The sequence below is a fragment of the Streptomyces sp. Tek67B01 genome (assembly GCF_055231995.1).
Genome location: NZ_JBUYUY010000001.1, coordinates 5,883,614 through 5,908,148, shown reverse-complemented (window position 1 = coordinate 5,908,148; position 24,535 = coordinate 5,883,614). Strand labels below are relative to the sequence as shown.

At 72.2% G+C, this 24,535-nt stretch carries 21 protein-coding genes and 1 riboswitch; of the genes, 9 read left to right on the top strand and 12 right to left on the bottom strand.

Annotated features, from left to right (window positions below; translation table 11 throughout):
* Window positions 1-99: 99 nt before the first annotated feature.
* Window positions 100-1,536, bottom strand: coding sequence for a peptidase C39 family protein (locus ACV7NM_RS26635; RefSeq protein WP_463412641.1), 1,437 nt, complete (start codon window positions 1,534-1,536; stop codon window positions 100-102).
* Window positions 1,537-1,730: 194 nt separating this feature from the next.
* Here ACV7NM_RS26635 and ACV7NM_RS26630 point away from each other — a divergent pair, with 194 nt between their 5' ends.
* The 3 genes from ACV7NM_RS26630 to ACV7NM_RS26620 all read left to right on the top strand — a co-directional run bounded on the left by ACV7NM_RS26630 (window position 1,731) and on the right by ACV7NM_RS26620 (window position 5,743).
* Entirely contained in the window at window positions 1,731-2,348 is a 618-nt protein-coding gene (locus tag ACV7NM_RS26630) for a uridine kinase family protein (RefSeq protein WP_463414078.1), read from the top strand.
* Window positions 2,349-2,726: 378 nt separating this feature from the next.
* Window positions 2,727-4,700, top strand: coding sequence for an AAA family ATPase (locus ACV7NM_RS26625; RefSeq protein WP_463412640.1), 1,974 nt, complete (start codon window positions 2,727-2,729; stop codon window positions 4,698-4,700).
* A 59-nt stretch (window positions 4,701-4,759) separates the two neighbouring features.
* Window positions 4,760-5,743, top strand: a complete 984-nt coding sequence (locus tag ACV7NM_RS26620; protein ID WP_463412639.1) for a phosphotransferase family protein — start codon at window positions 4,760-4,762, stop codon at window positions 5,741-5,743.
* Between the two features lie 48 nt (window positions 5,744-5,791).
* Here the strand turns inward: ACV7NM_RS26620 and ACV7NM_RS26615 are convergent, their stop codons facing one another.
* The 10 genes from ACV7NM_RS26615 to ribD all read right to left on the bottom strand — a co-directional run bounded on the left by ACV7NM_RS26615 (window position 5,792) and on the right by ribD (window position 14,368).
* A complete protein-coding gene (locus ACV7NM_RS26615) occupies window positions 5,792-6,868 on the bottom strand; it encodes a hemolysin family protein (protein WP_463412638.1) in 1,077 nt (358 codons plus the stop codon).
* Window positions 6,865-8,214, bottom strand: a complete 1,350-nt coding sequence (locus ACV7NM_RS26610; protein WP_463412637.1) for a hemolysin family protein — start codon at window positions 8,212-8,214, stop codon at window positions 6,865-6,867. The genes ACV7NM_RS26615 and ACV7NM_RS26610 overlap by 4 nt, the downstream gene beginning before the upstream one ends.
* Window positions 8,215-8,410: 196 nt before the next feature.
* Window positions 8,411-8,872 (bottom strand): PH domain-containing protein, encoded by a 462-nt coding sequence (locus ACV7NM_RS26605; protein ID WP_463412636.1) that lies wholly within the window; start codon window positions 8,870-8,872, stop codon window positions 8,411-8,413.
* A gap of 42 nt (window positions 8,873-8,914) precedes the next feature.
* Entirely contained in the window at window positions 8,915-9,763 is an 849-nt protein-coding gene (gene hisG, locus ACV7NM_RS26600) for an ATP phosphoribosyltransferase (protein ID WP_463412635.1), read from the bottom strand.
* Window positions 9,764-9,833: 70 nt separating this feature from the next.
* The gene (locus ACV7NM_RS26595; RefSeq protein ID WP_136210765.1) at window positions 9,834-10,115 is read right to left on the bottom strand and encodes a phosphoribosyl-ATP diphosphatase; all 282 of its coding nucleotides are present in this window, start codon (window positions 10,113-10,115) and stop codon (window positions 9,834-9,836) included.
* A gap of 35 nt (window positions 10,116-10,150) precedes the next feature.
* Window positions 10,151-10,636, bottom strand: coding sequence for a 6,7-dimethyl-8-ribityllumazine synthase (ribH, locus tag ACV7NM_RS26590; protein WP_007262951.1), 486 nt, complete (start codon window positions 10,634-10,636; stop codon window positions 10,151-10,153).
* A gap of 50 nt (window positions 10,637-10,686) precedes the next feature.
* Window positions 10,687-11,988: a bifunctional 3,4-dihydroxy-2-butanone-4-phosphate synthase/GTP cyclohydrolase II gene (locus ACV7NM_RS26585; protein WP_463412634.1), complete on the bottom strand. Its 1,302-nt coding sequence runs from the start codon at window positions 11,986-11,988 to the stop codon at window positions 10,687-10,689.
* A complete protein-coding gene (locus ACV7NM_RS26580) occupies window positions 11,985-12,638 on the bottom strand; it encodes a nicotinamide mononucleotide transporter family protein (protein ID WP_463412633.1) in 654 nt (217 codons plus the stop codon). The genes ACV7NM_RS26585 and ACV7NM_RS26580 overlap by 4 nt, the downstream gene beginning before the upstream one ends.
* Window positions 12,635-13,258 carry a riboflavin synthase gene (locus ACV7NM_RS26575; protein WP_463412632.1) on the bottom strand — a complete coding sequence of 208 codons (624 nt, stop codon included), beginning with the start codon at window positions 13,256-13,258 and terminating at the stop codon, window positions 12,635-12,637. The genes ACV7NM_RS26580 and ACV7NM_RS26575 overlap by 4 nt, the downstream gene beginning before the upstream one ends.
* Window positions 13,259-14,368, bottom strand: coding sequence for a bifunctional diaminohydroxyphosphoribosylaminopyrimidine deaminase/5-amino-6-(5-phosphoribosylamino)uracil reductase RibD (gene ribD, locus ACV7NM_RS26570; protein WP_463414077.1), 1,110 nt, complete (start codon window positions 14,366-14,368; stop codon window positions 13,259-13,261).
* Window positions 14,369-14,584: 216 nt separating this feature from the next.
* Window positions 14,585-14,715: riboswitch (FMN riboswitch) on the bottom strand.
* A 310-nt stretch (window positions 14,716-15,025) separates the two neighbouring features.
* Here ribD and ACV7NM_RS26565 point away from each other — a divergent pair.
* From ACV7NM_RS26565 to ACV7NM_RS26540, 6 genes are all read left to right on the top strand, one after another.
* On the top strand, window positions 15,026-17,404 hold the full coding sequence (locus ACV7NM_RS26565; RefSeq protein ID WP_463412631.1) for a chitinase C-terminal domain-containing protein: 2,379 nt from the start codon (window positions 15,026-15,028) through the stop codon (window positions 17,402-17,404).
* A 71-nt stretch (window positions 17,405-17,475) separates the two neighbouring features.
* Window positions 17,476-18,396, top strand: coding sequence for an RNA polymerase sigma-70 factor (locus ACV7NM_RS26560; protein WP_463412630.1), 921 nt, complete (start codon window positions 17,476-17,478; stop codon window positions 18,394-18,396).
* 32 nt (window positions 18,397-18,428) lie between these two features.
* Window positions 18,429-19,166 (top strand): SDR family oxidoreductase, encoded by a 738-nt coding sequence (locus ACV7NM_RS26555; protein ID WP_463412629.1) that lies wholly within the window; start codon window positions 18,429-18,431, stop codon window positions 19,164-19,166.
* Between the two features lie 138 nt (window positions 19,167-19,304).
* Window positions 19,305-20,525 (top strand): MFS transporter, encoded by a 1,221-nt coding sequence (locus ACV7NM_RS26550; protein ID WP_463412628.1) that lies wholly within the window; start codon window positions 19,305-19,307, stop codon window positions 20,523-20,525.
* A 79-nt stretch (window positions 20,526-20,604) separates the two neighbouring features.
* A complete protein-coding gene (locus tag ACV7NM_RS26545) occupies window positions 20,605-21,999 on the top strand; it encodes a uracil-xanthine permease family protein (RefSeq protein ID WP_463414076.1) in 1,395 nt (464 codons plus the stop codon).
* A 76-nt stretch (window positions 22,000-22,075) separates the two neighbouring features.
* On the top strand, window positions 22,076-22,756 hold the full coding sequence (locus ACV7NM_RS26540; RefSeq protein ID WP_463412627.1) for a DUF5995 family protein: 681 nt from the start codon (window positions 22,076-22,078) through the stop codon (window positions 22,754-22,756).
* Window positions 22,757-22,819: 63 nt separating this feature from the next.
* Here the strand turns inward: ACV7NM_RS26540 and ACV7NM_RS26535 are convergent, their stop codons facing one another.
* Window positions 22,820-24,514 (bottom strand): flavin monoamine oxidase family protein, encoded by a 1,695-nt coding sequence (locus tag ACV7NM_RS26535; protein WP_463412626.1) that lies wholly within the window; start codon window positions 24,512-24,514, stop codon window positions 22,820-22,822.
* Window positions 24,515-24,535: the final 21 nt, after the last annotated feature.

Here is a 24,535-nt window from a genome sequence, read left to right as displayed (position 1 = left end):
AACCCATTCGGCGTAAGAAAATCAGGCGGCGCGAAGACCGACCGCATGCTCGACACCCCGCCCGCCGAGCGACGGCTTCTCCCTACGACCGGCGTCGCGTCAGATCACGCCGACCGACCGCAGCGCGGCGAGCTGCGCGACGCCGGGGCGGGCCGGGACGTAGAGGTAGCAGACCCCTCCGGTGGCCTGGACCTCCTTCCCCGCCGCGTTGTGGCGCCGGGTGCGCAGCCAGATGTTCTCCCACTCGGTGCGCCGGTAGACGCGACGTACGGCGGCGTTGTTCGGCGAGTTGGGGTCGTTGGCGATCACGTCTCCGGCCCCGGTGAAGCCGATGACGGTCATGAGGTGGCCGGAGGTGCCGTATCCCGCCCCGGTGAGCTCCTCGGGCAGGAAGGACTGCGAGGTGATGACCGGGACGCCGGCGCGGATCAGGGTTTCCAGGTCGGTGAGGGAGGCCAACCGGGTGATCACCGCGGCCATGTCCCGGTAGGTGGCGGCGTACGCGGCGTTGAAGGGCCAGTTCCCGCAGCCCTTGTAGGCGGCGTCGTAGGTGGAGCGGGCCGCGTGGCAGACCTGCGGGTCGGAGTACGAGGGGTTAACCCAGGCCAGGTCCCGGGCGGCGGGCTTGCGCCCCCAGAACTCGATGACCATCTGGGAGGAGGTGGGGCTGCACCAGGCCTCGCCGCCGTTGTCGTACTCGGGGTACCTGCCGATGTGGATCTCCTGCGAGTAGCGCGGGACCTTGAGCTCGTGGGCGGTGCCCGAGGGCTTGGAGGGGGGCACGGTGAACCGGTCCGGGACGCCGGAGGCCATGGCGCCGGCGAGCCAGACGGTGGGCCCGACGGTGGCGCCGGGCTTGCGGTGGAGCGTCAGGCGCAGCTGCCAGTCCCGCAGGCGCGTCCCCTCGGCCTTCGCGGGGGTGTCGACGGCCAGCGTGTCGGTCCAGACGGTGGTGCGGCCGTCGGTCTGGCCGTCGACCGAGGTGCGGCGGATGTCGCCCTCGCCGGAGGCCCAGCGACCCATCACGTACCAGGGGGTGCTCGTGCCGTCTTCGTAGGTGGCGCGCAGCTCCGTCTGGATCCAGGTTCCGGCGGGGGTCCGGGCGTTCCAGGAGGCGATGGCCTCGGTGGCCGGGACGGCAGAGCGGTGTACGGGGGAGGTCCAGGTGGCGTGGTCCCAGGTGGTCTTCTTCCCGGTGTGCGGGTCGGTGTACTCGGTCCGACCGGCCGGGGTCCCGATCTCCAGGCCGGGGCGGGTGCCCGCGACGGCCTTCGTGCCGTGGTGGGTGCCGGCCTGCCAGTGGGCGTACGAGTACCAGAACCGGTTGTCGATCGTCGGGGCGGCGGCCCCGGCGCCGGTGTCGGCCCCGCCGTCGGTGTCCGTGGCGGTCCCGGTGTCGGTGTCCGTGGCGGTCCCGGTGTCGGTGTCCCGGGTGGGCCGGGCGGCGGCCGCGGCCTTCCGCCCGGGGACGGTGGCCACGGCGGCGGCCGCGAGGGCGGCCGTGAGCAGGGCCCTGCGCGGGGTGGGTGTGGTCATGATGATGGCCCCCCTGGGGTCGGTCGACGCGGTGGATCGGCGGCTCCACCCTTCCAGTTCCCGCGCGACGGGGAACGGAAGCCGGGCGGCCGTGTCGGGGCCCGAAGGACACCGGATCGGGCCGCCGCGCCCCCGGGTCATAGGCTGGCCGGGTGGAGCAGCCCCAGCAGTCCCCCCTCTCCCCCGGCCGGCCCCTGGACCCGCTCGCGCGGGAGCTCGCCGCCCTGCCGCCGTCCCTCGGGCCGGTCCGGTTGATCGGTGTCGACGGGCATGCCGGGTCCGGCAAGAGCACCTTCGCGGGGCGGCTCGCGGAGGCGTTGGACGGTGCCCCCGTGCTGCACCTGGACGACGTGGCCACGCACGAGGAGCTCTTCGGCTGGTTCGGGCGGCTGCGCGCGCAGGTCCTGGAGCCGCTCGCGGCCGGTCGGCCCGCGCACTGGGCCCCGTACGACTGGGTGGGGCGCCGCTTCGGACCCGAGCGGGTGCTGGAGCCGGCTCCGGTGCTGATCGTCGAGGGCGTCGGGGCGGGCAGGCGGGCGCTGCGTCCGTGGCTGGCGCGGTTGCTGTGGTTGGAGACGCCGCGCGAGCGGTCCTGGGGGCGCGGGCGGAGCCGGGACGGGCGTGAACTTTCCGCTTTTTGGGACGAATGGGAGCGCGCGGAGGTCGCGCACTTCTCGGACGACCCTTCGCGCCCCTTCGCCGACGTGCTGGTGCGCCAGAGGGGTACGGGATACGAGTGGACTTCCGGGGCTGCTGCGACCTCAGCAGCCCCGACTTCCATCACTGAAAGTCACGGACTCCCCCGGGCCTGAGCGCCGGCCCCGCCGGCCCTCCTCGGGGCTTCCCCGAGCCGCTTGACCGCGCCCCAGCGACGGCCTTACGTTCTGAATGTGCGGTCTGCGAGGACCGCGGCAGACGCGGAGCCCCCGATTGTTCCCCCGTGATCGGGGGCTTCGTTGTGCCGCGACGCGCGCCTCGGACGGCCGGCGGGGGCCGCGCCGCCTCCCCACCCTTCACCGAGAGTCACGACGGCGGCCGGGAAGGGGCTCCGGAACCGCGGCCGCCGTACCCTGGGTAAGGAGCGTCACCGCAGGTACGATGCAGCCCTGATTTCATCGGCATGGTGGACAACTCACGGGATCGTCGCGCGGGTTGCCGCGCACCACGGGGGCAGGCTTGTGGGGGATGTGATGGACTTCGGCATGCCGGGCAGCACCCACGCCCCGGCCGAACTCGCCTGGCTGCGCGGCGTCGACGCCTGCACCATGGGCGCCTACCCGCAGGCGGAGGAGGAGTTCCGCACGGCGGTCCGCCTCGATCCGGCGATGGCCGACGCCTGGCTGGGCCTGCACGCCCTCCGGGTGGACACCTCCAACGCGTTGTTGCGCATGTACGCGCACCGGGACCGCTTCGGCGAACAGCGCGCCCGGCACCGAAGGACGCTCAACTCCTGGTACTGGTTGGGCTGGTGGGTGCAGCCGGTGCTGGAGAGCCGACGGGACCTTCTGCTGGCCCACGCCTCGCACTGGCTGGACGGGCGGCACGTGCCAGAGCTGGACCAGGCGCTCGCCGCGCTGCCCCCGGTCGACACCGATCCACAGGTCCGCTTCCTGCACGCCTGCCGGGCCTACCTGGTCAAGGACTGGGACCAGTTGGCGCGGCACACGGAACCGCTGGTCGACGATCCGCAACTGGGCATCGAGGCCCGCCTGTTCGGTGGGATGGCCCGGGTCCGGCTGGAGATGTACGGGCAGGCGGAGCCGATGCTCGCGGCGGCGCTGATGCGATGTCGCAGCGAACAGCCGCAGCGCAAGGAGTTGCGGTACTGGCTGGCCCGGGCCCACGAGGGGACGGGCCGCAGCGCCGCCGCGCTGCCGCTGTACCGGGCGGTGCACCGGGTGGACCCGGCGTTCATGGACACCGCGGCCCGGCTGACGGCGATCGCGGACAGCAGCGACCCCGACGACATGGCCGGCTACGCGGGCTACGGGCGCTCCGGCGAGGGATTCGCCGGGCACGGGCCGGCCCCGGCCGGCGGGGACCTCGCGGCGGTGGCGCTCGGCGGCGGGGGCGGCGGCCCCGCGCAGGACGTCGCGCCCGACGGCCAGGCGGAGTCGGACCCGCTGTTCACCGACCCGTCGGAGCCACGCTTCGGACCTCCGGACCAAGGCCGGACGGACGCGGGCCGCACGGACGCGGGTCGGGCCGGCGGCATGCGCCACAGGGCGGCGTTACCGGCGCAGGGCGGGCCCGCGGGGCCGCCCCCCGGGCCCGCCGATCCCCGGGCCCTGGAGCAGGCGCTCGCGGAGCTGGAGCGGATGGTGGGGCTGGAGCCCGTCAAGCGCCAGGTGAAGGCCCTCTCGGCCCAGCTTCACATGTCCAGGCTGCGGGCCGGCCAAGGCCTGCCGGTGCAGCCGCCCAAGCGGCACTTCGTCTTCTCCGGGCCCTCCGGCACGGGAAAGACCACGGTGGCCCGAATTCTGGGCCGGGTCTTCTACGCGCTCGGGCTGTTGGGCGGGGACCACCTGGTCGAGGCGCAACGGGCGGATCTCGTCGGCGAGTTCCTGGGACAGACCGCCGTGAAGGCGAACGAGCTGATCGATTCGGCGATCGGCGGGGTGTTGTTCGTGGACGAGGCGTACAGCCTGTCCAACTCCGGTTACAGCAAGGGCGACGCGTACGGCGACGAGGCGTTACAGGTGCTGCTCAAGCGCGCCGAGGACAACCGGGACCACCTCGTGGTCATCCTCGCGGGCTATCCGGCCGGGATGGACCGGCTGCTGAACACCAACCCGGGGCTGTCCTCGCGATTCACCACCCGGGTGGACTTCCCCAGCTACCGGCCCACCGAACTGACCGCGATCGGGGAGGTGTTGGCGGAGGGGAACGGCGACCGCTGGGACGAGGAGGCGCTGGAGGAGCTGCGCAGCATCAGCGGACACGTGGTCGCGCAGGGTTGGATCGACGAGTTGGGCAACGGCCGGTTCCTGCGCACGCTGTACGAGAAGAGCTGCGCCTACCGGGACCTGCGCCTGGCCGGCTTCGCCGGAGACCCCTCCCGGGACGACCTGTCGACGCTGCGCCTGTCGGACCTGATGCAGGCCTACGGCGAGGTCCTCTCGGGCCGCGGCCCCCAAGAACGCCCCGAGCCACCGCCGTTGTAGCGGTGCGTCGACACGTAGGGCCGGTCGAGGCGTTCGAGGACGGTGGATAGCCTGCCTCCATGGGTGTGATCGAAGAGGCCGAGGGCGTCGGCGCGGATCGTGACGGTCGGGACTGGAGTGCCACGCGCTCCTGGGTGGAGAAGCAGCTGTCCGAGGCGGAACGCATCGACGAGGTGGTGCGGCTGCGGGGCGGTTGGACGTCGCGGATGCGGCGCCTGGACGTCCGCGGTCCGCGGGGCCGGCGCTCGCTCGTCCTGCGGTCCTTCGTCAAGCCCTTCTACCTTCGGCACGCGGAGGGGCTGCTGACCCGCGAGGCGACCGTCCTGCGCCTGCTCGCCGGCACCGACGTGCCCGCGGCCGCGCTCGCGGCCGTGGACGCGACCGCGCGGTACTGCGACCACCCCTCCTTGCTGATGTCCTTGTTGCCGGGGACGGTGCGCCTGGACGACGAGGGGGCCGAAGGCCGCGCCGAGCTGCTGGCCCGCCAACTGGTGCGCATCCACCGGCTGCCGGTGCCACCGTCTCGACGGCCCCGCACCTATCAGGCCTGGACCTCCCCGGAGCGGGTGAGGCCGCCCGCCGCCACCGGGCGCCCCGAGCTCTGGCGGCGGGCCGTCGACGTCATCCGCGGCGACCCCCCGCCGTACCGGGGTTGCTTCCTCCACCGGGACTTCCATCCCGGGAACGTCCTGTTCACCGGCACCGGCGACGATCTTCGGGTCAGCGGTGTCGTCGACTGGGTGGAGACCTCCTGGGGGCCCGCCGACCTCGACGTGGCGCACTGCTCGACGGCCCTGGCCCTGCTGCACGGGGTCCCGGCCGGCATGGGCTTCGCCGACCGCTACGTCGCCGCGGGAGGGACCTTGAGCGAGGAGCGCACCGCCCATCTCCACTGGCGGCTGCTGGACGCGCTGGCCTTCGCCCCGGACGCGGAGAAGGTCGCCGTGCCCTGGCGGGAGGTGGGCCGCGTCGACCTGACGGCCGAGGTCCTGACCCGACGGCTGGAGGACTACCTCCAGGCCCTCTTCGACCGCTACGCGTGACCGGCCGGCCCCCGAACCGGTGGTGCCGGGTTCGGGGGCCGGGGCGGGTCAGCGGGCCAGCGCGTCTTCCGGGACGGGGGCGCGGCGGGCCGGTGGGGTCGTGCGGTGGGCGGGGTCGCGGACCTCCCCCACCAGCATCTCCAGGACGTCCTCCATGGCGACCAGGCCCAACACCCGGCCACCGGCGTCGGCGACCTGCGCCAAGTGGGTGGCGTCGCGGCGCATGACCGTCAGGGCATCGTCCAGCGGGAGGGTGGAGGACAGCGTCGTCATCCGGCGCCAGACCCGCTGGGGTACGGCCCGCTCCCGGTCCTCCAGGTCCAGCACGTCCTTGACGTGCAGGTAGCCCATGAAGGCGCCGTTGCCCGAGCGGACGGGGAAGCGGGAGTAGCCGGTACGCACCGTCAGCTGTTCGATCTGCCGCGGCGTGACGTCGGGGCCGACGGTGACGAGCCGGTCCCGGGCGAGGAGGACGTCGGTGACGGGGCGGGTGCCCAGTTCCAGGGCGTCCTCCAGCCGCTCCTGTTCGACCGGCTCCAGGAGCCCGGCCTGCCGGGAGTCCTTGAGGAGCCGCCCGAGCTGGGCGCTGGTGTAGACGGCTTCGACCTCGTCCTTCGGCTCCACCTTGAAGAGCCGCAGGATGAAGGCGGCGCAGGCGCCGAGCGCCGTGGTCACGGGTCCGCACAGGCGCGCGAAGGCGACCAGGCCGGGGCTGAACCACAGGGCGGTCTTCTCGGGCGCGGCCATGGCGAGGTTCTTGGGGACCATCTCGCCGATGACCAGGTGGAGGAAGACCACGGCGGCGAGCGCGACCGCGTAGCCGAGCGGGTGGACCAGTCCCTCGGGGACGTGGACGGCGTGGAAGACGGGCTCCAGCAGCCGGGCCACGGTGGGTTCGGCGACCGCGCCGAGGGTCAGCGAGCACAGGGTGATGCCGAACTGCGCGGCGGCCATCATCCGGGGCAGGTTCTCCAGGCCGTGCAACACCTGGCGGGCCCGCTTGGAGCCGGCCGCGAGGGGTTCGATCTGGCTGCGGCGTACGGAGACGAGGGCGAACTCGGCGCCGACGAAGAAACCGTTGGCCAGTACGAGCAGCAGGGCGAAGAGCAGTTGTAGCGCGTTCACCGGCCCACCGCCTCCAGTTCCGCGGGAGCCGTGAGCGGGGCGGTGCGGACGAGTCGCACGCGTTCGGCCCGGTAGCGGCGCACCTGGCGGACGGAGAGCTTCCAGCCGGGCAGTTCCGCGCGGTCCCCGGGGGCGGGGATGCGGCCGAGCAGATCCGCGACGAGGCCGGCGACGGTCTCGTACGGGCCTTCGGGTACCTCCAGGCCTATCCGGCGCAGGGTGTGCACACGGCAGCTGCCGTCGGCCTCCCAGGAGGGGCTGCCGTCCTCGGCGGCCACGACGGCCAGCTCGGGGCTGTCGTCGTCCTTGAGGTCGTGCTCGTCGCGGACCTCGCCGACGAGTTCTTCCACGATGTCCTCCAGGGTGACGACACCGGCGGTGCCGCCGTACTCGTCGACGACGACGGCCATCGGCTGTTCGCTGCGCAGCCGCTCCAGCAGCGGCTGCACCGGCAGCGAGCCGGGCACCAGCAGGGGGGCGACGCAGATGCGCGACACGGTGGTGCGGGCCCGCTCCGCCTCCGGTACGGCGAGGGCGTCCTTGAGGTGCACGACGCCGGTGATCTCGTCGATGCGCTCGCGGTAGACGGGGAAGCGGGACAGGCCGGTGGCCCGGGTCAGGTTGAGCACGTCGGCCGCGGTGGCCGTGTGCTGGAGGGCGCTGACCTTCACCCGGGGCGTCATGACGTGCTGGGCCGTGAGACCGCCGAGCGAAAGGGTCCGTACGAAGAGGTCGGCGGTGTCCTGTTCCAGGGCGCCGGCCTGGGCCGAATGGCGGACCAGGGAGACCAGCTCGCCGGGGGTGCGGGCGGAGGCCATCTCCTCGGCCGGCTCCACGCCGAGCGCCCGTACGAGACGGTTCGCCACGGCGTTGAGGGCCGCGATGACCGGCCGGAAGGCACGGGAGAAGGTCTGCTGCGGTCCGGCCACGAACCGGGCCACCTGGAGCGGCCTGGAGACCGCCCAGTTCTTCGGGACGAGCTCGCCGATGACCATCTGGACGGCGGAGGCGAGCAGCATGCCGATGACGACGGCGACGCCGGAGACGGCTCCCCGGGGCAGGCCGGTCGCGCCGAGCGGCCCGGACAGCAGGGCCGCGAGGGCCGGTTCGGCGAGCATGCCGACGACCAGGGAGGTGATGGTGATGCCGAGCTGGGTGCCGGAGAGCTGGAACGACAGCTCGCGCAGGGCGTCGACGACCGTTCGGGCACGGCGGTCACCGTCGGCCGCGGCGCGTTCGGCCTCGGGCCGCTCCACGGTGACGAGGCCGAACTCGGCCGCCACGAAGAAGCCGTTGGCGAGGATCAGGGCGAACGCCGCCACGAGAAGGAGTAGCGGGATGGTCATGCCGCCGCCTCCGGGGGGAGGGCGGCGCGGGTACTACCGGACGATCCGTCCATTGCTGGAGGGAGTCACTCCTCAAGTCGCAGTTGCCCACGGGCCACGGGGTCCCGGGGCCGGTGGGAGGGCGCACGGCTGCGCCCCGCCACCAGGGTAGTCATTGGGATCGCCGCCGCAATGGGACGCAGCGGGGAACCCCGGGCTAGTGGTCCTTCACACCGGTTCCCCGGGCTTCGGAGAGGGCGCGCAGGGTCCGCGCGTCGTCGATGGCCCGGGCCTTGGCGATGCCGGGCTGGATGCCCAGGACGGGGAGGCTGGAGCCGTCGCTGAGGTCGAGGAAGACCCAGGGGTCGCCCGGACGGAGGTTCACCCGCAGGATCTGCGCCCATTCCAGGCGGCGGGTCCGGGTGAGGTTGACGACGGTGACCCCCGCCTCGTCCGCGACCACCTTGGGGCGGCTGAGCAGGACGAGGACGGAGCTGAGCAGGGCCGCGGTGAGGACGAAGCTGATCCGCTCGCCCGGGTGCAGGTCCAGGAGCAGGGCGATCGCCGTGATGGTGACGAAGATGGCGAGGCCGGCGCCCAGCAGGACGGCCCGGGTGCGGGTCGGCCGGAAGGTGACCGGCAGGGCGGGCTGTACGGGCTGGGCGGCGGCGTCGGCCATGGTGTGTGCTCGGTTCTGCGAGGTGCCGGAGTGGGACGGGGATCAGAGGCGGCAGGCGTGGATCGACGTGGTGAGGATCGCGCGCGCGCCGAGCTCGTACAGGTCGTCCATGATCCGCTGGGCTTCCTTGGCGGGAACCATCGCGCGGACCGCGACCCAGCCCTCGTTGTGCAGCGGGGAGACGGTCGGCGACTCCAGACCGGGGGTGAGGGCGACCGCGCGCTCCAGGTGCTCGGCGCGGCAGTCGTAGTCCATCATCACGTAGCTGCGGGCGACCAGGACGCCCTGGAGGCGGCGCAGGAACTGCTGGGCCTGCTGGTCGTCCGGGTCGGTGCCGTTGCCGCGGATGACGACGGCCTCGGAGGTGAGGATCGGCTCGCCGATGACCTCCAGGCCGGCGTTGCGCAGGCTGGTGCCGGTCTCCACGACGTCCGCGATGATCTGGGCGACGCCGAGCTGGATGGCGGTCTCGACCGCCCCGTCGAGGTGGACGACGGAGGCGTCGATGCCCTTCTCGGCGAGGTGCTTGGCGACGATTCCCTCGTAAGAGGTCGCGATCGTCATCCCGGTGAAGTCCTCGGGGCCCTTCGCGGTGCCCGGAAGGGTGGCGTAGCGGAAGGTGGACCGGCCGAAGTTCAGCGGCAGGATCTCCTCGGCGCTGGCGCCGGAGTCGAGCAGCAGGTCCCGGCCGGTGATGCCGATGTCGAGCTTGCCGGAGGACACGTAGATCGCGATGTCCTTCGGGCGGAGGTAGAAGAACTCGACCCCGTTCTCGGGGTCGACGACCACGAGCTCCTTGGACTCCTTGCGCATCCGGTAACCGGCCTCATGGAGCATCGCCGACGCCGGTCCGGAGAGTGAACCCTTGTTGGGGACGGCGATGCGCAGCATGGGGCTTCCTTGGGTGCGTAGGTGCGAGAGATCCGGGTGGGGCGGGGGAACCGCGGGGAGGGGCTGCGGCCTAGAGGTGCGCGTAGACGTCGTCGAGGGAGATCCCGCGCGCGACCATCATCACCTGGACGTGGTAGAGCAGCTGGGAGATCTCCTCGGCGGTGGCTTCCTTGCCCTCGTACTCGGCGGCCATCCAGACTTCGGCGGCCTCCTCGACGACCTTCTTGCCGATGGCATGGACGCCCTTGCCGACGAGCTCGGCGGTACGGGAGGAGCCGGGGTCGCCGTTGGCGGCCTTGAGCTGGAGCTCGGTGAAGAGCTCTTCGAAGCTCTTGGTGGGTTTGTTCGCCATGATGGTCCTCAGAATAAGGGGTCCCCCGCTGCCACTCAGCGCCAGGGTTCGCTGACGGTCCGCAGGGTCATGGCGGTGGAGACGGCGGCGGTGACCGCTTCGTGCCCCTTGTCCTCGTTCGACCCCTCGAGTCCGGCGCGGTCGAGCGCCTGTTCGTCGTTGTCGCAGGTCAGGACGCCGAAGCCGACGGGGACTCCGGTGTCGATCGACACCTGTACCAGGCCTTGGGTGACGCCCTGGCAGACGTAGTCGAAGTGCGGGGTGCCGCCCCGGATGACCACACCGAGCGCGACGATGGCATCGTAGCCGCGACCGGCCAGTACCTTCGCCACGACCGGAAGCTCGAAGCTGCCGGGGACGCGCAGCAGGGTGGGCTCGTCGATGCCCAGCTCGTGCAGGGCCCGCAGGGCGCCGTCGACCAGGCCGTCCATGACCTTCTCGTGCCACTGGGCCGCGATCACGGCGACCCGCAGGTCGCCACAGTTCTTCACGCTCAGTTCGGGTGCGCCCTTGCCGCTCACAGCTCTGCTCCTCGTTGGTCGTACGTAGGTGGGTGGTTTGGTGGACGGGGTTACTGGTTGCCGCAGGCGGAGGTGGTCACGGGTCCGTCCAGCCAGGGCAGGTCGTGACCCATCCGGTCCCGCTTGGTGCGCAGGTACCGCAGGTTGTGCTCGCCGGCCTCGATCGGCATCGACTCCCGGCCGGCGACCGCGATGCCGTGGCCGACGAGCGCGTCCGCCTTGTCGGGGTTGTTGGTGAGCAGTCGCACGCTGCGGACGCCGAGGTCGGCGAGGATCTGCGCGCCGGCCCCGTAGTCGCGGGCGTCGGCGGGCAGGCCCAGCTCCAGGTTGGCGTCCAGGGTGTCGCGGCCGCGTTCTTGGAGTTCGTAGGCCCGCAGCTTGGACAGCAGTCCGATGCCGCGGCCCTCGTGACCGCGCAGGTAGACGACCACGCCGCGGCCCTCTTCCTGGATGCGGGCCATGGAGGCGTGCAACTGAGGGCCGCAGTCGCAACGCTGGGACTGGAAGATGTCGCCGGTCAGGCACTCGGAGTGCATGCGGACCAGGATGTCGTCACCGTCGCCGACCTCGCCGTGGACGAGGGCGACGTGCTCGACGCCGTCGACGGTGGAGCGGTAGCCGTAGGCCGTGAACGCGCCGAAGGCGGTCGGCAGGTTGACCTCCGCCTCGCGGCGCACGGTCGGTTCGGCGGAGCGGCGGTAGGCGATCAGATCCTCTATGGAGATGATCGTCAGACCGTGCTTGCGGGCGAAGGGGATCAGCTCGGGCAGCCGCAGCATGACGCCGTCCTCGCCGGCGATCTCCACGATGGCGCCGGCCGGCCGCAGGCCCGCGAGGCGGGCGAGGTCGACGGCCGCCTCGGTGTGGCCGTCGCGGACCAGGACACCGCCGGGCTTGGCGCGCAGCGGGAAGATGTGGCCGGGCCGGACGAAGTCCGAGGGCTCACAGGTTCCGGTGGCCAGGAGCCGCAGGGTGGTGGCGCGGTCGGCGGCGGAGATGCCGGTGGTGACCCCGTGGGCGGCGCTCGCGTCGACGGAGACGGTGAAGGCCGTCTTCATCGACTCGGTGTTGTGCTGGACCATCTGGGGCAGTTCGAGCCGGTCCAGCTCGGGCCCCTCCATGGGGGCGCAGATCAGGCCGCGGCACTCGCTCATCATGAACGCGATGATCTCGGGCGTGGCCTTCTCGGCCGCGATCACGAGGTCCCCCTCGTTCTCGCGGCTCTCGTCGTCGACGACGACGACCGGGCGGCCTGCCGCGATGTCCCGGACGGCCTGCTCGACGGGGTCGAGGCGGAAGCTCTCCCCGGGGGCGTCTTCGGGCATGTCCGGCACGGGCTTGAGGGTGGTCATGCCGTTGCTCCTTCGAGGGCCGGGGCGGTGGTGGTGCGCGAGCGCTGGTACCAGTCGTACGCGCCCCACAGGACGAGCGCGAAGTAGACGACGTAGACGAGGCCGGAGAAGGCCAGGCCGCCCGTGAAGGCGAGCGGGACGCCGACGAGGTCGACGAGGAGCCAGGCGAACCAGAACTCGACCAGGCCGCGGGCTTGGGCGACCATCGCGGCGATGGTGCCGACGAAGATGTACGCGTCGGCCCAGGGGCTCCACGACAGGTTCGGGAACAGGGTGAACAGGCCCCCCAGGGCGAGGGTGCCGAGGGCCGCTCCGGCCAGGAGCAGGCCGCGCTCGCGCCAACTCGCCGTACGGACGGCGATGGAGCCGTCCTGGGCCTGCTGCCTGCCGCGCTGCCAGGCGCGCCAGCCCCATGCGGCCACTCCGATGACGAGGAGCTGCTTGCCGACGCCGCCGGCGAGGTGGGCGGAGGCGTAGGCGGCGATCAGGATCAGGCCGGACAGGAGCTGGGCGGGCCAGGTCCATATGGAGCGGCGCCAGCCGAGCGCGAGGGCGGCCAGGCCCATCAGGTTGCCGATCATGTCGGACCAGATGACCTTCTGGCCGACGATCTCGAAGGCCTGCGCGTTGAGCCAGGTCAGGGCGCTCACTGGTCGTCTCCTTCGGTGCGCAGCGGGTTCACTCCGGCCGCCAGCAGCCGCTCCACGTACTTGGCGAGGACGTCGACCTCCAGGTTGACCGGATCGCCGGGCTGCTTGAGGCCGAGCGTGGTCAGGGCGAGGGTGGTCGGGATGAGGCTGATGGTGAACCAGTCGGCGGCGGCCTCCACCACGGTGAGGCTGACACCGTCGACGGTGATGGAGCCCTTCTCCACCACGTAGCGGGACAGGTGTGCCGGGAGGGCGACCTTGACGATCTCCCAGTGCTCGGAGGGGGTACGGGAGAGGATCTGGCCCGTGCCGTCCACGTGCCCCTGGACCAGGTGGCCTCCGAGGCGTCCGCCGAGCGCCATCGGGCGCTCCAGGTTGACCCGTGAGCCCTCGGTCAGCGCGCCGAGGCCGGAGCGGTTCAGGGTCTCCTGCATGACATCGGCGGTGAACTCGCCGTCCGCGGTCTCCACGACGGTCAGACAGACGCCGTTGACGGCGATGGAGTCGCCGTGCTTCGCGCCCTCGGTGACGAGGGGGCCGCGCAGGCGGAAGCGCGAGGCTTCGGCGAGCTGCTCGACGGCGGTGACCTCGCCCAGTTCTTCGACGATTCCGGTGAACACTCAGTGCTCCTTGGGGGCGGTGGTGGGGACGGCGGTGGTGGGGAAGGCGGCCGTGGGGACCGTCGTGCGGGGGACGGCGGTGACGCGCAGGTCGGTGCCGACGCGGACGGCCTCGGTGATGTCGAGGCGCACGGCGTGGGCGATGGTGGTGACGCCCGCGTCGGCGAGGGCCGCGGGGCCCGAGCCGAGCAGGGCCGGGGCGAGGTAGCCGACGACCCGGTCGACGGCCCCGGCTTCGAGGAAGGCGCCCGCCAGGGTGGGGCCGCCTTCGAGGAACACGGAGCGCACGCCGCGCGCGTGCAGGGCGGTGAGGAGTTCGGGGACCGAGACGCGGCCGTCGTGCAGGGGCAGCCGGAGCAGGTCGACGCCGGGCAGGTGCCGGGTGTCGGCGTCCTCGGCGACGACGAGCAGTGTCGGGGCCGCGTCGTCGAGGATGCGGGCTCCCGGGAGGAGTGCGGCGTGCGTGTCGAGGGCGACGCGCAGGGGCTGGGTGGCGCCTTCGATGCCGCGTACGGCGAGGTGCGGGTCGTCGGCGCGCAGGGTACCGCCGCCGACGAGGACGGCGTCGGCCTCGGCGCGCAGCCGGTGGACGTCGGCGCGGGACTCCGGGCAGGTGATCCAGCGGCTGCTGCCGTCGGCGGCGGCGCTGCGGCCGTCGAGGGTGGCGGCGTACTTCCAGGTGACGTGGGGGCGGCCCAGGCGTACGGAGGTCAGCCAGGCGGTGTTGCCCGCCTCGGCCTCGGCGCGCAGGAGGCCGTCCTCGGCCTCGACGCCGGCCGCGCGCAGGGTGGCGGCGCCGCCGCCGGCCTGCGGGGTGGGGTCGGGGACCGCGTAGACGACCCGGGCGACGCCGGAGTCGATGAGGGCCTGCGCGCAGGGGCCGGTGCGTCCGGTGTGGTTGCAGGGTTCGAGGGTGACGTAGGCGGTCCCGCCGCGGGCGGCGGGACCGGCGGCGCGCAGGGCGTGGACCTCGGCGTGCGGGCCGCCGGCGCGCTGGTGCCAGCCCTCGCCCACTACCGCCCCGGCGGCGTCGGTGATGACGCAGCCGACGACCGGGTTGGGGCTGGTGGAGCCGAGTCCGCGGGCCGCGAGGGCGATCGCCCGGCGCATGGCGGCGGCACCCGTCTCGGGTGCGGTCTGCGCGGCGTCTGTCGCCACCGGGTCCTCCTGCCTCATCGGGCACGGACTCCGGGGCCTGTCGGGATACGACAGATGAAGCGGGAAGCGCACGCGGGAACGCCGGGGCCGGAAAAACCGGTCCTGTCGGCGGTATCCCGTGGGATACGCCCGATGGACCGCCGACGACGGCGTACCGGTGACTGCCCGCCGCGCACTGCCTCCCATCCGGACTTTAACCGTCGGTCCAGGAATTTCACCTGGTCAACCGGCCGCCGGCTGCGGACGGGTCGCGGACTATAACCGCCGGTTCGGAATTACACCGACCCCGGAGTGCGCTGCTACTGGTACTAGGGCCAGTGTGCCACGGGCGATCTGCGGCCATGCGGGCGAGGCGCTGTGGCCTGGCTCACAAACCGGCCGTTCTTGAGCGCAACCATCGCGCCACCCGCGGCGCGGCACGGGTCGGGCACGCGCCCGGTGGGCACTTTGGTCCAGACCTATTGACGGGGTGGTCTAGTCCTCTTAACGTTCCCTTCATCTTCCCCGGGAGGAGGCCCGTCGGCGTGCGCACGCCTCGGGCCAACCAGTGCTGCACCGCCGCACGTTGAGCCGTCGTGTCCTGCCATCCTCCCCTCCCCAGGAGGCACCATGCCGTCCCCCACACGTACGAGAGCGATGCTCCTGGCATCCGGCGCCGCGATCGCCGGACTGCTGGTCGCAGGGCTCTCGACGGGCGTCTCCCAGGCCGCCGACAACCAGGGCTGCCGCCCCGACGGGCTGTACACCACGCCCGGTGTCGACGTCCCGTACTGCTCGGTCTACGACTCCGAAGGCCGCGAGAAGATGGGCGCCGACCACCAGCGCCGGGTCATCGGCTACTTCACCGGCTGGCGTACCGGCAAGGACGGCACCCCCGCCTACCTCGCCAACAACGTCCCGTGGTCCAAGGTCACCCACGTGAACTACGCCTTCGCCCACGTCGGTTCCGACAACAAGATCTCGGTCAGCGCGGACAACGCGAACAACGCCGCCACCGGGATGACCTGGCCAGGCGTCGCCGGCGCCGAGATGGACCCGGCCCTCCCCTACAAGGGCCACTTCAACCTGCTGAACAAATTCAAGAAGCAGTACCCCAACGTCAAGACGCTGATCTCGGTGGGCGGCTGGGCGGAGACCGGTGGCTACTTCGGCGACGACGGCAACCGGGTCGCCTCCGGCGGTTTCTACTCGATGGCCACCAACGCCGACGGTTCCGTCAACCAGGCCGGCATCGACACCTTCGCCGACTCCTCCGTCGCGTTCATCCGCAAGTACGGCTTCAACGGCGTCGACATCGACTACGAGTACCCCACGACGATGAAGGACGCGGGCAACCCCCTCGACTGGCAGCTCTCCAACGGCCGCCGGGCCGGTCTGGTCAAGGGTTACGCCGCGCTGATGAAGTCGCTGCGCGAGAAGCTCGACCGCGCGGGCGCCACCGACGGCAGGCACTACCTGCTCTCGGTCGCCGCGCCCTCCTCCGGCTACCTGCTGCGGGGCATGGAGACGTTCCAGATGCAGAAGTACCTGGACTACGTCAACATCATGTCCTACGACCTGCACGGCGCCTGGAACGAGTACGTCGGCCCCAACGCCTCCCTCTTCGACGACGGCAAGGACGGCGAACTGGCCGCCGCGGGCGTCTACTCAACCTCCCAGTACGGCGGCATCGGGTACCTGAACTCCGACTGGGCCTACCACTACTTCCGCGGCTCGATGCCCGCCGGCCGCGTCAACATGGGCCTGCCGTACTACACCCGCGGGTTCAAGAACGTGCAGGGCGGCACCGACGGCCTGTGGGGCAAGGCCCCGGCCACCGACTGTCCGGCCGGCGCGGGACTGACCAAGTGCGGTGACGGCGCGGTCGGCATCGACAACCTGTGGCACGACCTGGACACGGCGGGCAAGGAGTCCCCGGCCGGTTCCAACCCGATGTGGCACGCGAAGAACCTGGAGAAGGGCGTCGTCGGCGACTACGTCACGAAGTACGGCTTCTCCGCGAACACCACCCTGACCGGCAGCTACGTTCGCAAGTACGACTCCACGCTGGTGGCGCCATGGCTGTGGAACGACCAGAAGAAGGTCTTCCTGTCGACGGAGGACGAGCAGTCCGTCGCCGCCAAGGCCGACTACGTGGTGGACAAGGGCATCGGCGGCACGATGGTCTGGGAGCTGGCGGGCGACTACGGCTACAACGCCGCCAAGGGCCAGTACGAGATGGGCGACACGCTCACCACGACGATGTACGAGAAGTTCAAGTCGGCGGCGCCGTACGGGGCGAAGACGGCGGGCAGCGCGCTGCCGGCCCAGGCCGTGGACATCAAGACGGAGTTCACCGATTTCAAGCTGGGCGACTCCAACTACCCGATCACCCCGAAGCTGAGGATCACGAACAACACGAAGGCCACGCTGCCCGGCGGCACCGAGTTCCAGTTCGACTACGGGACCTCTGCCCCGGCCAACGCCTCGGACCAGTCCGGCTTCGGCACCAAGGTGATCGGCACCGGCCACAGCGGCAACAACGTCGGTGGCCTCAAGGGCGACTTCCAGCGGGTCTCACTGAAGCTGCCGGCCTGGCAGACGCTGGCTCCCGGCGCCTCGGTGGACCTGGCGTTCAACTACTACCTGCCGGTCTCCACACCCTCCAACTGGACGGTGAACATCTCCGGCACCACCTACGCCCTCGTCGGCGATCTGGCGCGCGGCACGACGGTGGTCGAGCCGGGCGCCGGAACCCAGCCCCCGACCACGCCCCCCACGACGCCACCGACCACGACGCCGCCGACCACGACGCCGCCGACCACTCCGCCCACCACGCCCCCCGGCGGGACCTGCACCGCCGCGGCGTACGTCGCGGGCACGGTCTACAACAGCGGGAACCTCGTCTCCCACAAGGGCCACACCTGGAAGGCCCAGTGGTGGACGCAGAACGAGGAGCCCGGCACCACGGGCGACTGGGGCGTCTGGAAGGACCAGGGTGCCTGCTGACACCCGGGGTGAATGAAGGTCAGGACCCGGTGGCCCGGCGGCCACCGGGCCCTCCCGCGTACGCTGCTCCGGTGAACACGCCCGCACCCGCCTCCGCGGCGGACTTCGAGGAACACCGGGGGCGGATGTTCGGCATCGCCTACCGGATGCTGGGCTCCGCGCACGAGGCCGAGGACACCGTGCAGGACGCGTACCTGCGCTGGAGCGCGGCCGACCGGGGCGACGTCGAGCACCCCGGCGCCTGGCTCGCGAAGACCGTGACCCGTCTGTGCCTGACCCGCCTGACCTCGGCCCGGGCCCGGCGCGAGGAGTACGTCGGCCCCTGGCTGCCCGAGCCGGTGCTCACCTCGGACGGCACGCTCGGCCCGCTGGACTCGGCGGAGCGGCGGGACAGCGTCTCCATGGCCCTGCTCGTGCTGCTTGAGCGGCTCACGCCGGTGGAGCGGGCGGTGTACGTACTGCGCGAGGCGTTCGCCTACGGGCACCGGGAGATCGCCGAACTGCTCGACCTCACCGAGGCCAACTGCCGCCAGCTGTACCGGCGTGCGGCCCAGCGGGTGGAGGCCGAGCGTCCGCGTCTGCGGCCACCGGACCCGCGGCACTGGCAGGACCTGGTGGACACCTTCTTGGCGGCCGCGCGCGACGGTGACGTGGCGCGGCTGGAGACCCTGCTGAGCGCCGACGCCCGGTTGGTGTCGGACGGCGGTGGTGTGGTCAGCGCGGCGCGGCGGCCGATCGTGGGGCGGGACAAGGTGGCCCGGTTCCTGGTGGGCGTGCTGGAGAAGTTCGCGTCGGACCTGCCGGTCGCCCTGGCGGAGGTCAACGGGACGCCCGCGCTGGTGTTCGGCGAGGTGAGCGTGCTGGTCGTCGAGTTCGGGGACGGGCCGGACGGGCTGGTGACCGGCATGCGGGCGGTCCTGAACCCGGAGAAGCTGGAATTCCTGCGGCGACAGCTGTCACATCCGGGGAGGCTGTCCGGTCCTGGCTGGTGAACGCACTTCTCCCGGAAAGGACGCACACCGCCATGAGCACGATCCTGGTCACCGGAGGTACCGGCAACCTCGGGGCGCTCGTCGTCTCCCGGCTGCGGGAGGCGGGCCACGAGGTCCGCGTCCTGAGCCGGCACGCGAAGGAGTATCCCGTCGATCTGCGGGACGGCAGCGGGCTGGACGCGGCCATGGCGGGCGTGGAGGTCGTCGTGCACTGCGCGAGCTCGCCCCGGGGCGGCGACGACGTGGCGGCCGGGCACCTGATCGAAGCGGCCCGGCGGTCGGGGACCGTCACCAACATCGTCTACATCTCGATCGTCGGGGTGGACGTGGTGCCGTTCGGCTACTACGTGACGAAGCTCAAGGTGGAACGGATGCTGGAGGAATCGGGGCTGGGTCTCACGATCCTGCGGACGACCCAGTTCCACGACCTGGTGGCGCAGGCCGCCGACGCGCTGGGCAAGTTGCCGGTGGTGCCGGTGCCGAAGGGCGTACGGGTGCAGCCGATCGCCGTGGGGGAGGTCGCGGACCGGCTCGCGGAGCTGGCGGCGCCGGCGCCGGCGGGGCGGGTCCCGGACATGGGCGGGCCGCAGATCCTCACGTCGGCGGAGCTGGTCCGAGCCCGGCTCGCGGCGACGGGCCGACGTCGGCGGGTGGTGCGGGTGCCGCTGGCGGGCAAGGCGTACGCGGCGTTCCGCCGGGGCGGCCACTTGGCGCCGTCGCGGGCCGTGGGGCGGCAGAGCTTCGCGGAGTTCCTGAAGACGGCCCATTGACCGGCCCAGCCGCCCGGGCAAATCCAGCCCCGCCGGCGATTGAGGCGCAGGGTCCGGGGTGGAGCCCCGCAAAGGCCCGCGCGGGCGGCGCCGCAGCGCACGGCAGTCGGCACGGCAACCACCGGTTAGGTTGGCGGCATGACGAACGGGGACACGGCCCTCACCCCCGCGCGGCTGCGCCGCGCCCGGTTCGCGGTAGCCGCCGTCTTCTGCGTCCACGGCGCGGTGACCGGCTCGTTCGCCACCCGCATCCCCTGGATCCAGGACCACGCCGGGCTGGGCGCGGGCGCGTTGGGCCTGGCCCTCGCCTTCCCCGCACTCGGCGCGGCCCTGGCGATGCCGCTCGCCGGACGGATCAACCACCGGTTCGGGGCGCGTACCGCGCTGCGCGGCCTGCTGGCCCTGTGGACCCTGTCGCTCGCCCTCCCGAGCCTCGCCCCCGGCCTGCCCGCCCTCTGCTGCACCCTGTTCGTCTACGGGGCGACCTCCGGCATGGCCGACGTGGCGATGAACGCGCTCGGCGTGGAGACCGAGGACCGGCTCGGCCGCTCGATCATGTCCTCCCTGCACGGCATGTGGAGCGTGGGGACGCTGATCGGCTCGGCGGCCGGTACGGTCGCGGCGCACGCGGGAACCGACGCCCGACCGCACCACCTCGTCGCGGCGCTCGCCCTGACGGCGGCGGGGCTGTTCGCCGTACGGGGCGTCCTGGACCCGCCCGGCGACGCGGAGGCCGAGGCGCCGCCCCACTTCACGCTGCCGCCCAAGTCCGCGCTGCTCATCGGCGCGGTGGGATTCTGCGCGGTCTTCGCCGAAGGCGCGGGCCTGGACTGGTCGGCCGTCTACCTGCGCGAGGTCCTGCACACGGACGCGGGCCTCGCGGCCGCCTGCACCACCGCCTTCGCCCTGACCATGGCGGTCGCGCGGCTCGCCGGGGACCGGGTGGTCGACCGCTTCGGCCCGGTCCGCACCGTGCGGGCCGGCGGACTGCTGGCCACCGCGGGCGGGCTGGCTGTGGTGGCGGTCCGGCACCCGGCCGGCGCCCTGGCGGGGTTCGCCCTGATCGGGCTGGGCATCGCGGTGGTGGTGCCGTTGGCCTTCGCGGCGGCGGCGCGCAGTGGGCCCGCCCCGGCGCAGGCCCTCGCGGGGGTGGCGACGATCACGTACACCTCGGGCCTGATCGCCCCGTCGGCGATCGGGGCGGTGGCGGACGCGACCTCGCTGGTGGTGTCGTTCGCCTTGGTCACGCTGCTGGCGTTCGCCCTGGTCGTGGGCGCGGCGGTGCTGCGGCGCCGGCCGCCGGGCGAGGAGGGCGACGGCCCGGCCGATCGGACCGAACCGGCTGCTGTCCGCCCGTAGGATGTCCGCCGGCCCGCGTGAGCGTTTGACCGCGTGCAGCCAATATCGGTGATCGGGCGGCGGAACGGAAGTGGTGGACATGGGCTTCGGCGTGGGCTGGACCCTGCACGGTGACGGGCGGACGCCCGCCCCCGGCGCGGTGGTCCGGCCGGACGAGCGGCTGTCGTGGCCGCGGACCGCCGGGCTCGGCGCCCAGCACGTGGTGGCGATGTTCGGCGCGAGTTTCGTCGCGCCGGTCCTGATGGGTCTGGACCCGAACCTCGCCATCATGATGTCGGGCGTCGCGACCGTCGTCTTCCTGCTGGCGACGCGCGGCCGGGTGCCCTCGTACCTGGGCTGCTCCCTCTCGTTCGTGGGTGTGGCCGCGGCGATCCGGGCGGGCGGCGGTGACAGCGCGGTCGTCACGGGCGCGGTGTTCGTCGTCGGGCTGGCGCTCTTCCTCGCGGGTGTGGCCGTGCAGCGCTTCGGGGCCCGGATCATCCACGCGGTGATGCCGCCGGTGGTCACGGGCGCGGTGGTGATGCTGATCGGGTTCAACCTGGCGCCGGTGACCGCGTCGACGTACTGGCCGCAGGACCAGTGGACGGCCTTGTCGACGATGATCTTCACCGGTCTGGCCGTGGTGTGTCTGCGCGGGTTCTGGTCCCGGATCGCGATCTTCCTCGGTCTGCTCTTCGGCTACGGGATCTCCTGGCTCCTCGACCTCGCCTTCGGCAAGATCCACTCGACGACGGGCGGCGGACCGGCCGTCGACCACTGGCGCCTGGACCTCTCCGCGGTCACGAAGGCCGACTGGATCGGCCTGCCGTCCTTCCAGGCCCCGGCGTTCGAATGGTCGGCGATCCTCATCGCGCTGCCCGTCGTCATCGCCCTCGTCGCGGAGAACGCCGGACACATCAAGGCCGTCGGCGAGATGACCGGCGACCAGCTCGACGACAAGCTGGGCATCGCCATCGCGGCCGACGGCGCGGCCTCCATGTTGTCCACCGCGCTCGGTGGTCCCCCGAACACCACCTACTCCGAGAACATCGGCGTCATGGCGGCCACCCGCGTCTACTCGACGGCGGCTTACTGGGCGGCGGCGGGCTTCGCCCTGCTGTTCGGCCTGTGCCCGAAGTTCGGGGCGGTCGTCGCCGCGATTCCCGGCGGGGTGCTCGGCGGCATCACCGTGATCCTGTACGGGATGATCGGCCTGCTCGGCGCCCAGATCTGGCTGACCGCCGGAGTGGACCTGCGCAATCCGCTGAACCTGGTCCCGGCCGCGGCGGGCATCGTCATCGGCATCGGCGGCGTCAAGCTGCACATCGCCGGCACGTTCGAGCTGGGCGGCATCGCACTGGGCACGATCGTGGTGATCACCGGCTACCACGTGCTGCGGTACCTCGCCCCCGCGCACCTGAAGGAGCAGGGACCGCTGCTCGACGCGGGCACCTCCGCCTACGACGACCAAGGCGCCGCGGACACGCGCGGTTGACGGAGTTTCGCCCGAACCGGGGAAGCGTACGGCCAAGTTCCCCGATCGGGCGGCCCCGGCTGCGACGCTGCCTCCCATGGAAGCGGTGCTCGCGCGGATGCGCGCCCTGGACGAGCGGCTGCCCGCGCAGGACGGTGTCGCCGTCTTCAACCGGGTCTACCTGACGGTGACGGAGACGCTCCAGCGGCGCGTCCGGGACGGGGACTTCCCCGCGCCGCGCCGGGCCCAGACCCTGACGGTCCGCTTCGCCGAGCGCTACCTGGCGGCGGTGGAGGCGGATCGCGCCCCCGCCTGCTGGCGGCCCCTGCTCCAGTACCGCCGCCACCCCGGCGTCCGCCCGCTCCAGCACGCGCTGGCCGGGATCAACGCGCACATCGGCCACGACCTGGCGCTGGCGGTGGTCGCCACCTGTCACCGGCTGCGCTGCGAACCGGGGGCCCTGGAAGCGGACTTCGACCGGGTCGGGGACGTCCTGGTCTCCCTGGAGGAGCGCATCCGCGAGGACCTGATGCCGGGCCCCGACCTACTGGAGGTCGCCGACCCGCTGACGCACCTGCTCGGCTCCTGGAGCCTGGACCGCGCCCGCTCGGGAGCATGGGCGGCGGCCCGTCTCCTGTGGACGTTGCGCCGCTCCCCGGAACTGGCCGAGGAGTTCCGCGAAACCCTCGACGCGAGCGTCGGCCTGGTGGGCCGCTGCCTGCTGACCCCGACGCCCCCCGGACCCCGCGCGGCCCGGGCCCTCGCCACCCGGGTATGAGGACGGGCCGCCGCCGCGCCGGGGGGAGCGCGGGGGCGGCCCGTGATCGGGGGCCGGGACGGGTCAGTCCTCGGGGAGTGCGACCGGGGCGATCTCGTCGTAGACGTCGCCCGGGCCGGGGTTGGTGGCGTCGGTGGAGCCGCCCAGGTGGTGCATCACGCCCCAGACGGCGTTGAGGGCCGTCTGGACCGCGCCCTCGGCCCAACCCGCCGTCCAGGAGATGTCGTCGCCCGCGAGGAAGATGCCGCGCTTGTCCTCGGGGAGGCTGTCCTGCATGAAGTGGGTGAACAGCCGGCGCTGGTAGCGGTAGTGGCCAGGCAGGTTCGCCTTGAACGCGCCCATGAAGTAGGGCTCGTTCTCCCAGGACACCGTCACCGGGTTGCCGATGATGTGGCGGCGGATGTCGACCTTCGGGTAGATCTCGCCGAGGGACTTCAGCATGACCTCCATCCGCTCGTTCGCGGACAGCGGCAGCCACTTCAGGCTGTCGTCGCACCAGGTGTACGACAGGCAGATGACGGCGGGCTTGTCCGGGCCGTTGTCCAGGAGGTAGGTGCCGCGGGTCATGCGGTCCGTCAGGGTCATCGACATGACGTCGCGGCCCGTCTCTTCGTCCTTGTCCAGCCAGAACGGGCGGTCCACCGGGATGAAGAGCTTGGAGCTCTCCATGTAGTGGGTGCGCTCCATCGCGGTCCAGTGGTCGATCGGGAACAGCGAGTCGTCACACGCGATCTTGGACAGCAGCATCCAGGACTGGGCGGTGAAGATCGCGGCCCGGTAGGTGCGGATGTCGCCCGAGGCGTCCGTGACCGTGATGCGGTTGCCGGCCGTGCGGTGCAGGCGGGTCACGGCCGGGCGCGGGGTGCCGTCGTGCAGGGAGGACAGCGAGGTGCCCTGGGCCCAGTGGACGATCTTCTCCGGCTCGCGCTCCCACAGGCGCAGCGGCAGCTGCTGCGAGCCGCCGACGATGCCGCGGTGGTGGTCGTCCGCCTCGGTGTAGACGACGCGCAGGATCTCCAGGATGGAGTTCGGGAAGTCGGTGTCCCAACCGCCGGTGCCGAAGCCGACCTGGCCGAAGATCTCGCGCTTGCGGAAGGACTGGAAGGCCTCGGACTTGCAGAGGAAGCCGTAGAAGGTCTCGTCGTCGAGCTTCTCGACGAGCTTCGCCCAGATCTCACGGATGCGCGGGACGTCCCGTTCGCGCATCGCCTGGTTCATGTCGGAGAAGTCGGCGCCCTCTTCGAGGCAGGCGTTCCACGCGGCGGACACGTCGCGGTAGACCTGCGGGAGGTCGGCGATGGTCTCGGCGTAGTGGGTCTCGCCCTTGAGGTCGACGACCGTCGAGGGGGTGGCCTCGGCGAGCGGGTTCGGGAAGGGCTCCGTGACCAGGCCGACGAGGTCGATGTAGTGCTGGAGGGCCGTGGAGGACGGCGGGAAGCGCATCGCGCCCATCTCGGCCGTGAGGCCGTCCGTGCCCGGGCCGTCGAACCCGACGGTCCGCAGCCTGCCACCGATCTGGTCGGCCTCGTACACGACGGGCTTGAGGCCCATCTTCATCAGCTCGTAGGCGGAGATGATGCCGGACAGCCCGCCGCCGATGACGGCGACCTCGGTGCCGTGCTCGGTCGCCGGTACCTGGCCGAGCCCCGCCGGGTGGGCGAGGAAGTCGTCGTACGCGTACGGGAAGTCCGGACCGAACATGGTGATCGGGGGCTGTCCGTCGCTGTGCGGGACGGCGGGGGGCACCGTGGACGTCATGGGGTACGGCTCCTTGCGAAC

What these genes read in the sequence shown, in the direction of transcription:
- ACV7NM_RS26635 (WP_463412641.1), bottom strand. Translation starts at nt 1,536, where the DNA reads ATGACCACACCCACCCCGCGCAGGGCCCTGCTCACGGCCGCCCTCGCG.
- ACV7NM_RS26625 (WP_463412640.1), top strand. Translation starts at nt 2,727, where the DNA reads ATGGACTTCGGCATGCCGGGCAGCACCCACGCCCCGGCCGAACTCGCC.
- ACV7NM_RS26620 (WP_463412639.1), top strand. Translation starts at nt 4,760, where the DNA reads ATGGGTGTGATCGAAGAGGCCGAGGGCGTCGGCGCGGATCGTGACGGT.
- ACV7NM_RS26610 (WP_463412637.1), bottom strand. Translation starts at nt 8,214, where the DNA reads ATGACCATCCCGCTACTCCTTCTCGTGGCGGCGTTCGCCCTGATCCTC.
- ACV7NM_RS26605 (WP_463412636.1), bottom strand. Translation starts at nt 8,872, where the DNA reads ATGGCCGACGCCGCCGCCCAGCCCGTACAGCCCGCCCTGCCGGTCACC.
- hisG (WP_463412635.1), bottom strand. Translation starts at nt 9,763, where the DNA reads ATGCTGCGCATCGCCGTCCCCAACAAGGGTTCACTCTCCGGACCGGCG.
- ACV7NM_RS26595 (WP_136210765.1), bottom strand. Translation starts at nt 10,115, where the DNA reads ATGGCGAACAAACCCACCAAGAGCTTCGAAGAGCTCTTCACCGAGCTC.
- ACV7NM_RS26585 (WP_463412634.1), bottom strand. Translation starts at nt 11,988, where the DNA reads ATGACCACCCTCAAGCCCGTGCCGGACATGCCCGAAGACGCCCCCGGG.
- ribD (WP_463414077.1), bottom strand. Translation starts at nt 14,368, where the DNA reads ATGCGCCGGGCGATCGCCCTCGCGGCCCGCGGACTCGGCTCCACCAGC.
- ACV7NM_RS26565 (WP_463412631.1), top strand. Translation starts at nt 15,026, where the DNA reads ATGCCGTCCCCCACACGTACGAGAGCGATGCTCCTGGCATCCGGCGCC.
- ACV7NM_RS26555 (WP_463412629.1), top strand. Translation starts at nt 18,429, where the DNA reads ATGAGCACGATCCTGGTCACCGGAGGTACCGGCAACCTCGGGGCGCTC.
- ACV7NM_RS26550 (WP_463412628.1), top strand. Translation starts at nt 19,305, where the DNA reads ATGACGAACGGGGACACGGCCCTCACCCCCGCGCGGCTGCGCCGCGCC.
- ACV7NM_RS26545 (WP_463414076.1), top strand. Translation starts at nt 20,605, where the DNA reads ATGGGCTTCGGCGTGGGCTGGACCCTGCACGGTGACGGGCGGACGCCC.
- ACV7NM_RS26540 (WP_463412627.1), top strand. Translation starts at nt 22,076, where the DNA reads ATGGAAGCGGTGCTCGCGCGGATGCGCGCCCTGGACGAGCGGCTGCCC.
- ACV7NM_RS26535 (WP_463412626.1), bottom strand. Translation starts at nt 24,514, where the DNA reads ATGACGTCCACGGTGCCCCCCGCCGTCCCGCACAGCGACGGACAGCCC.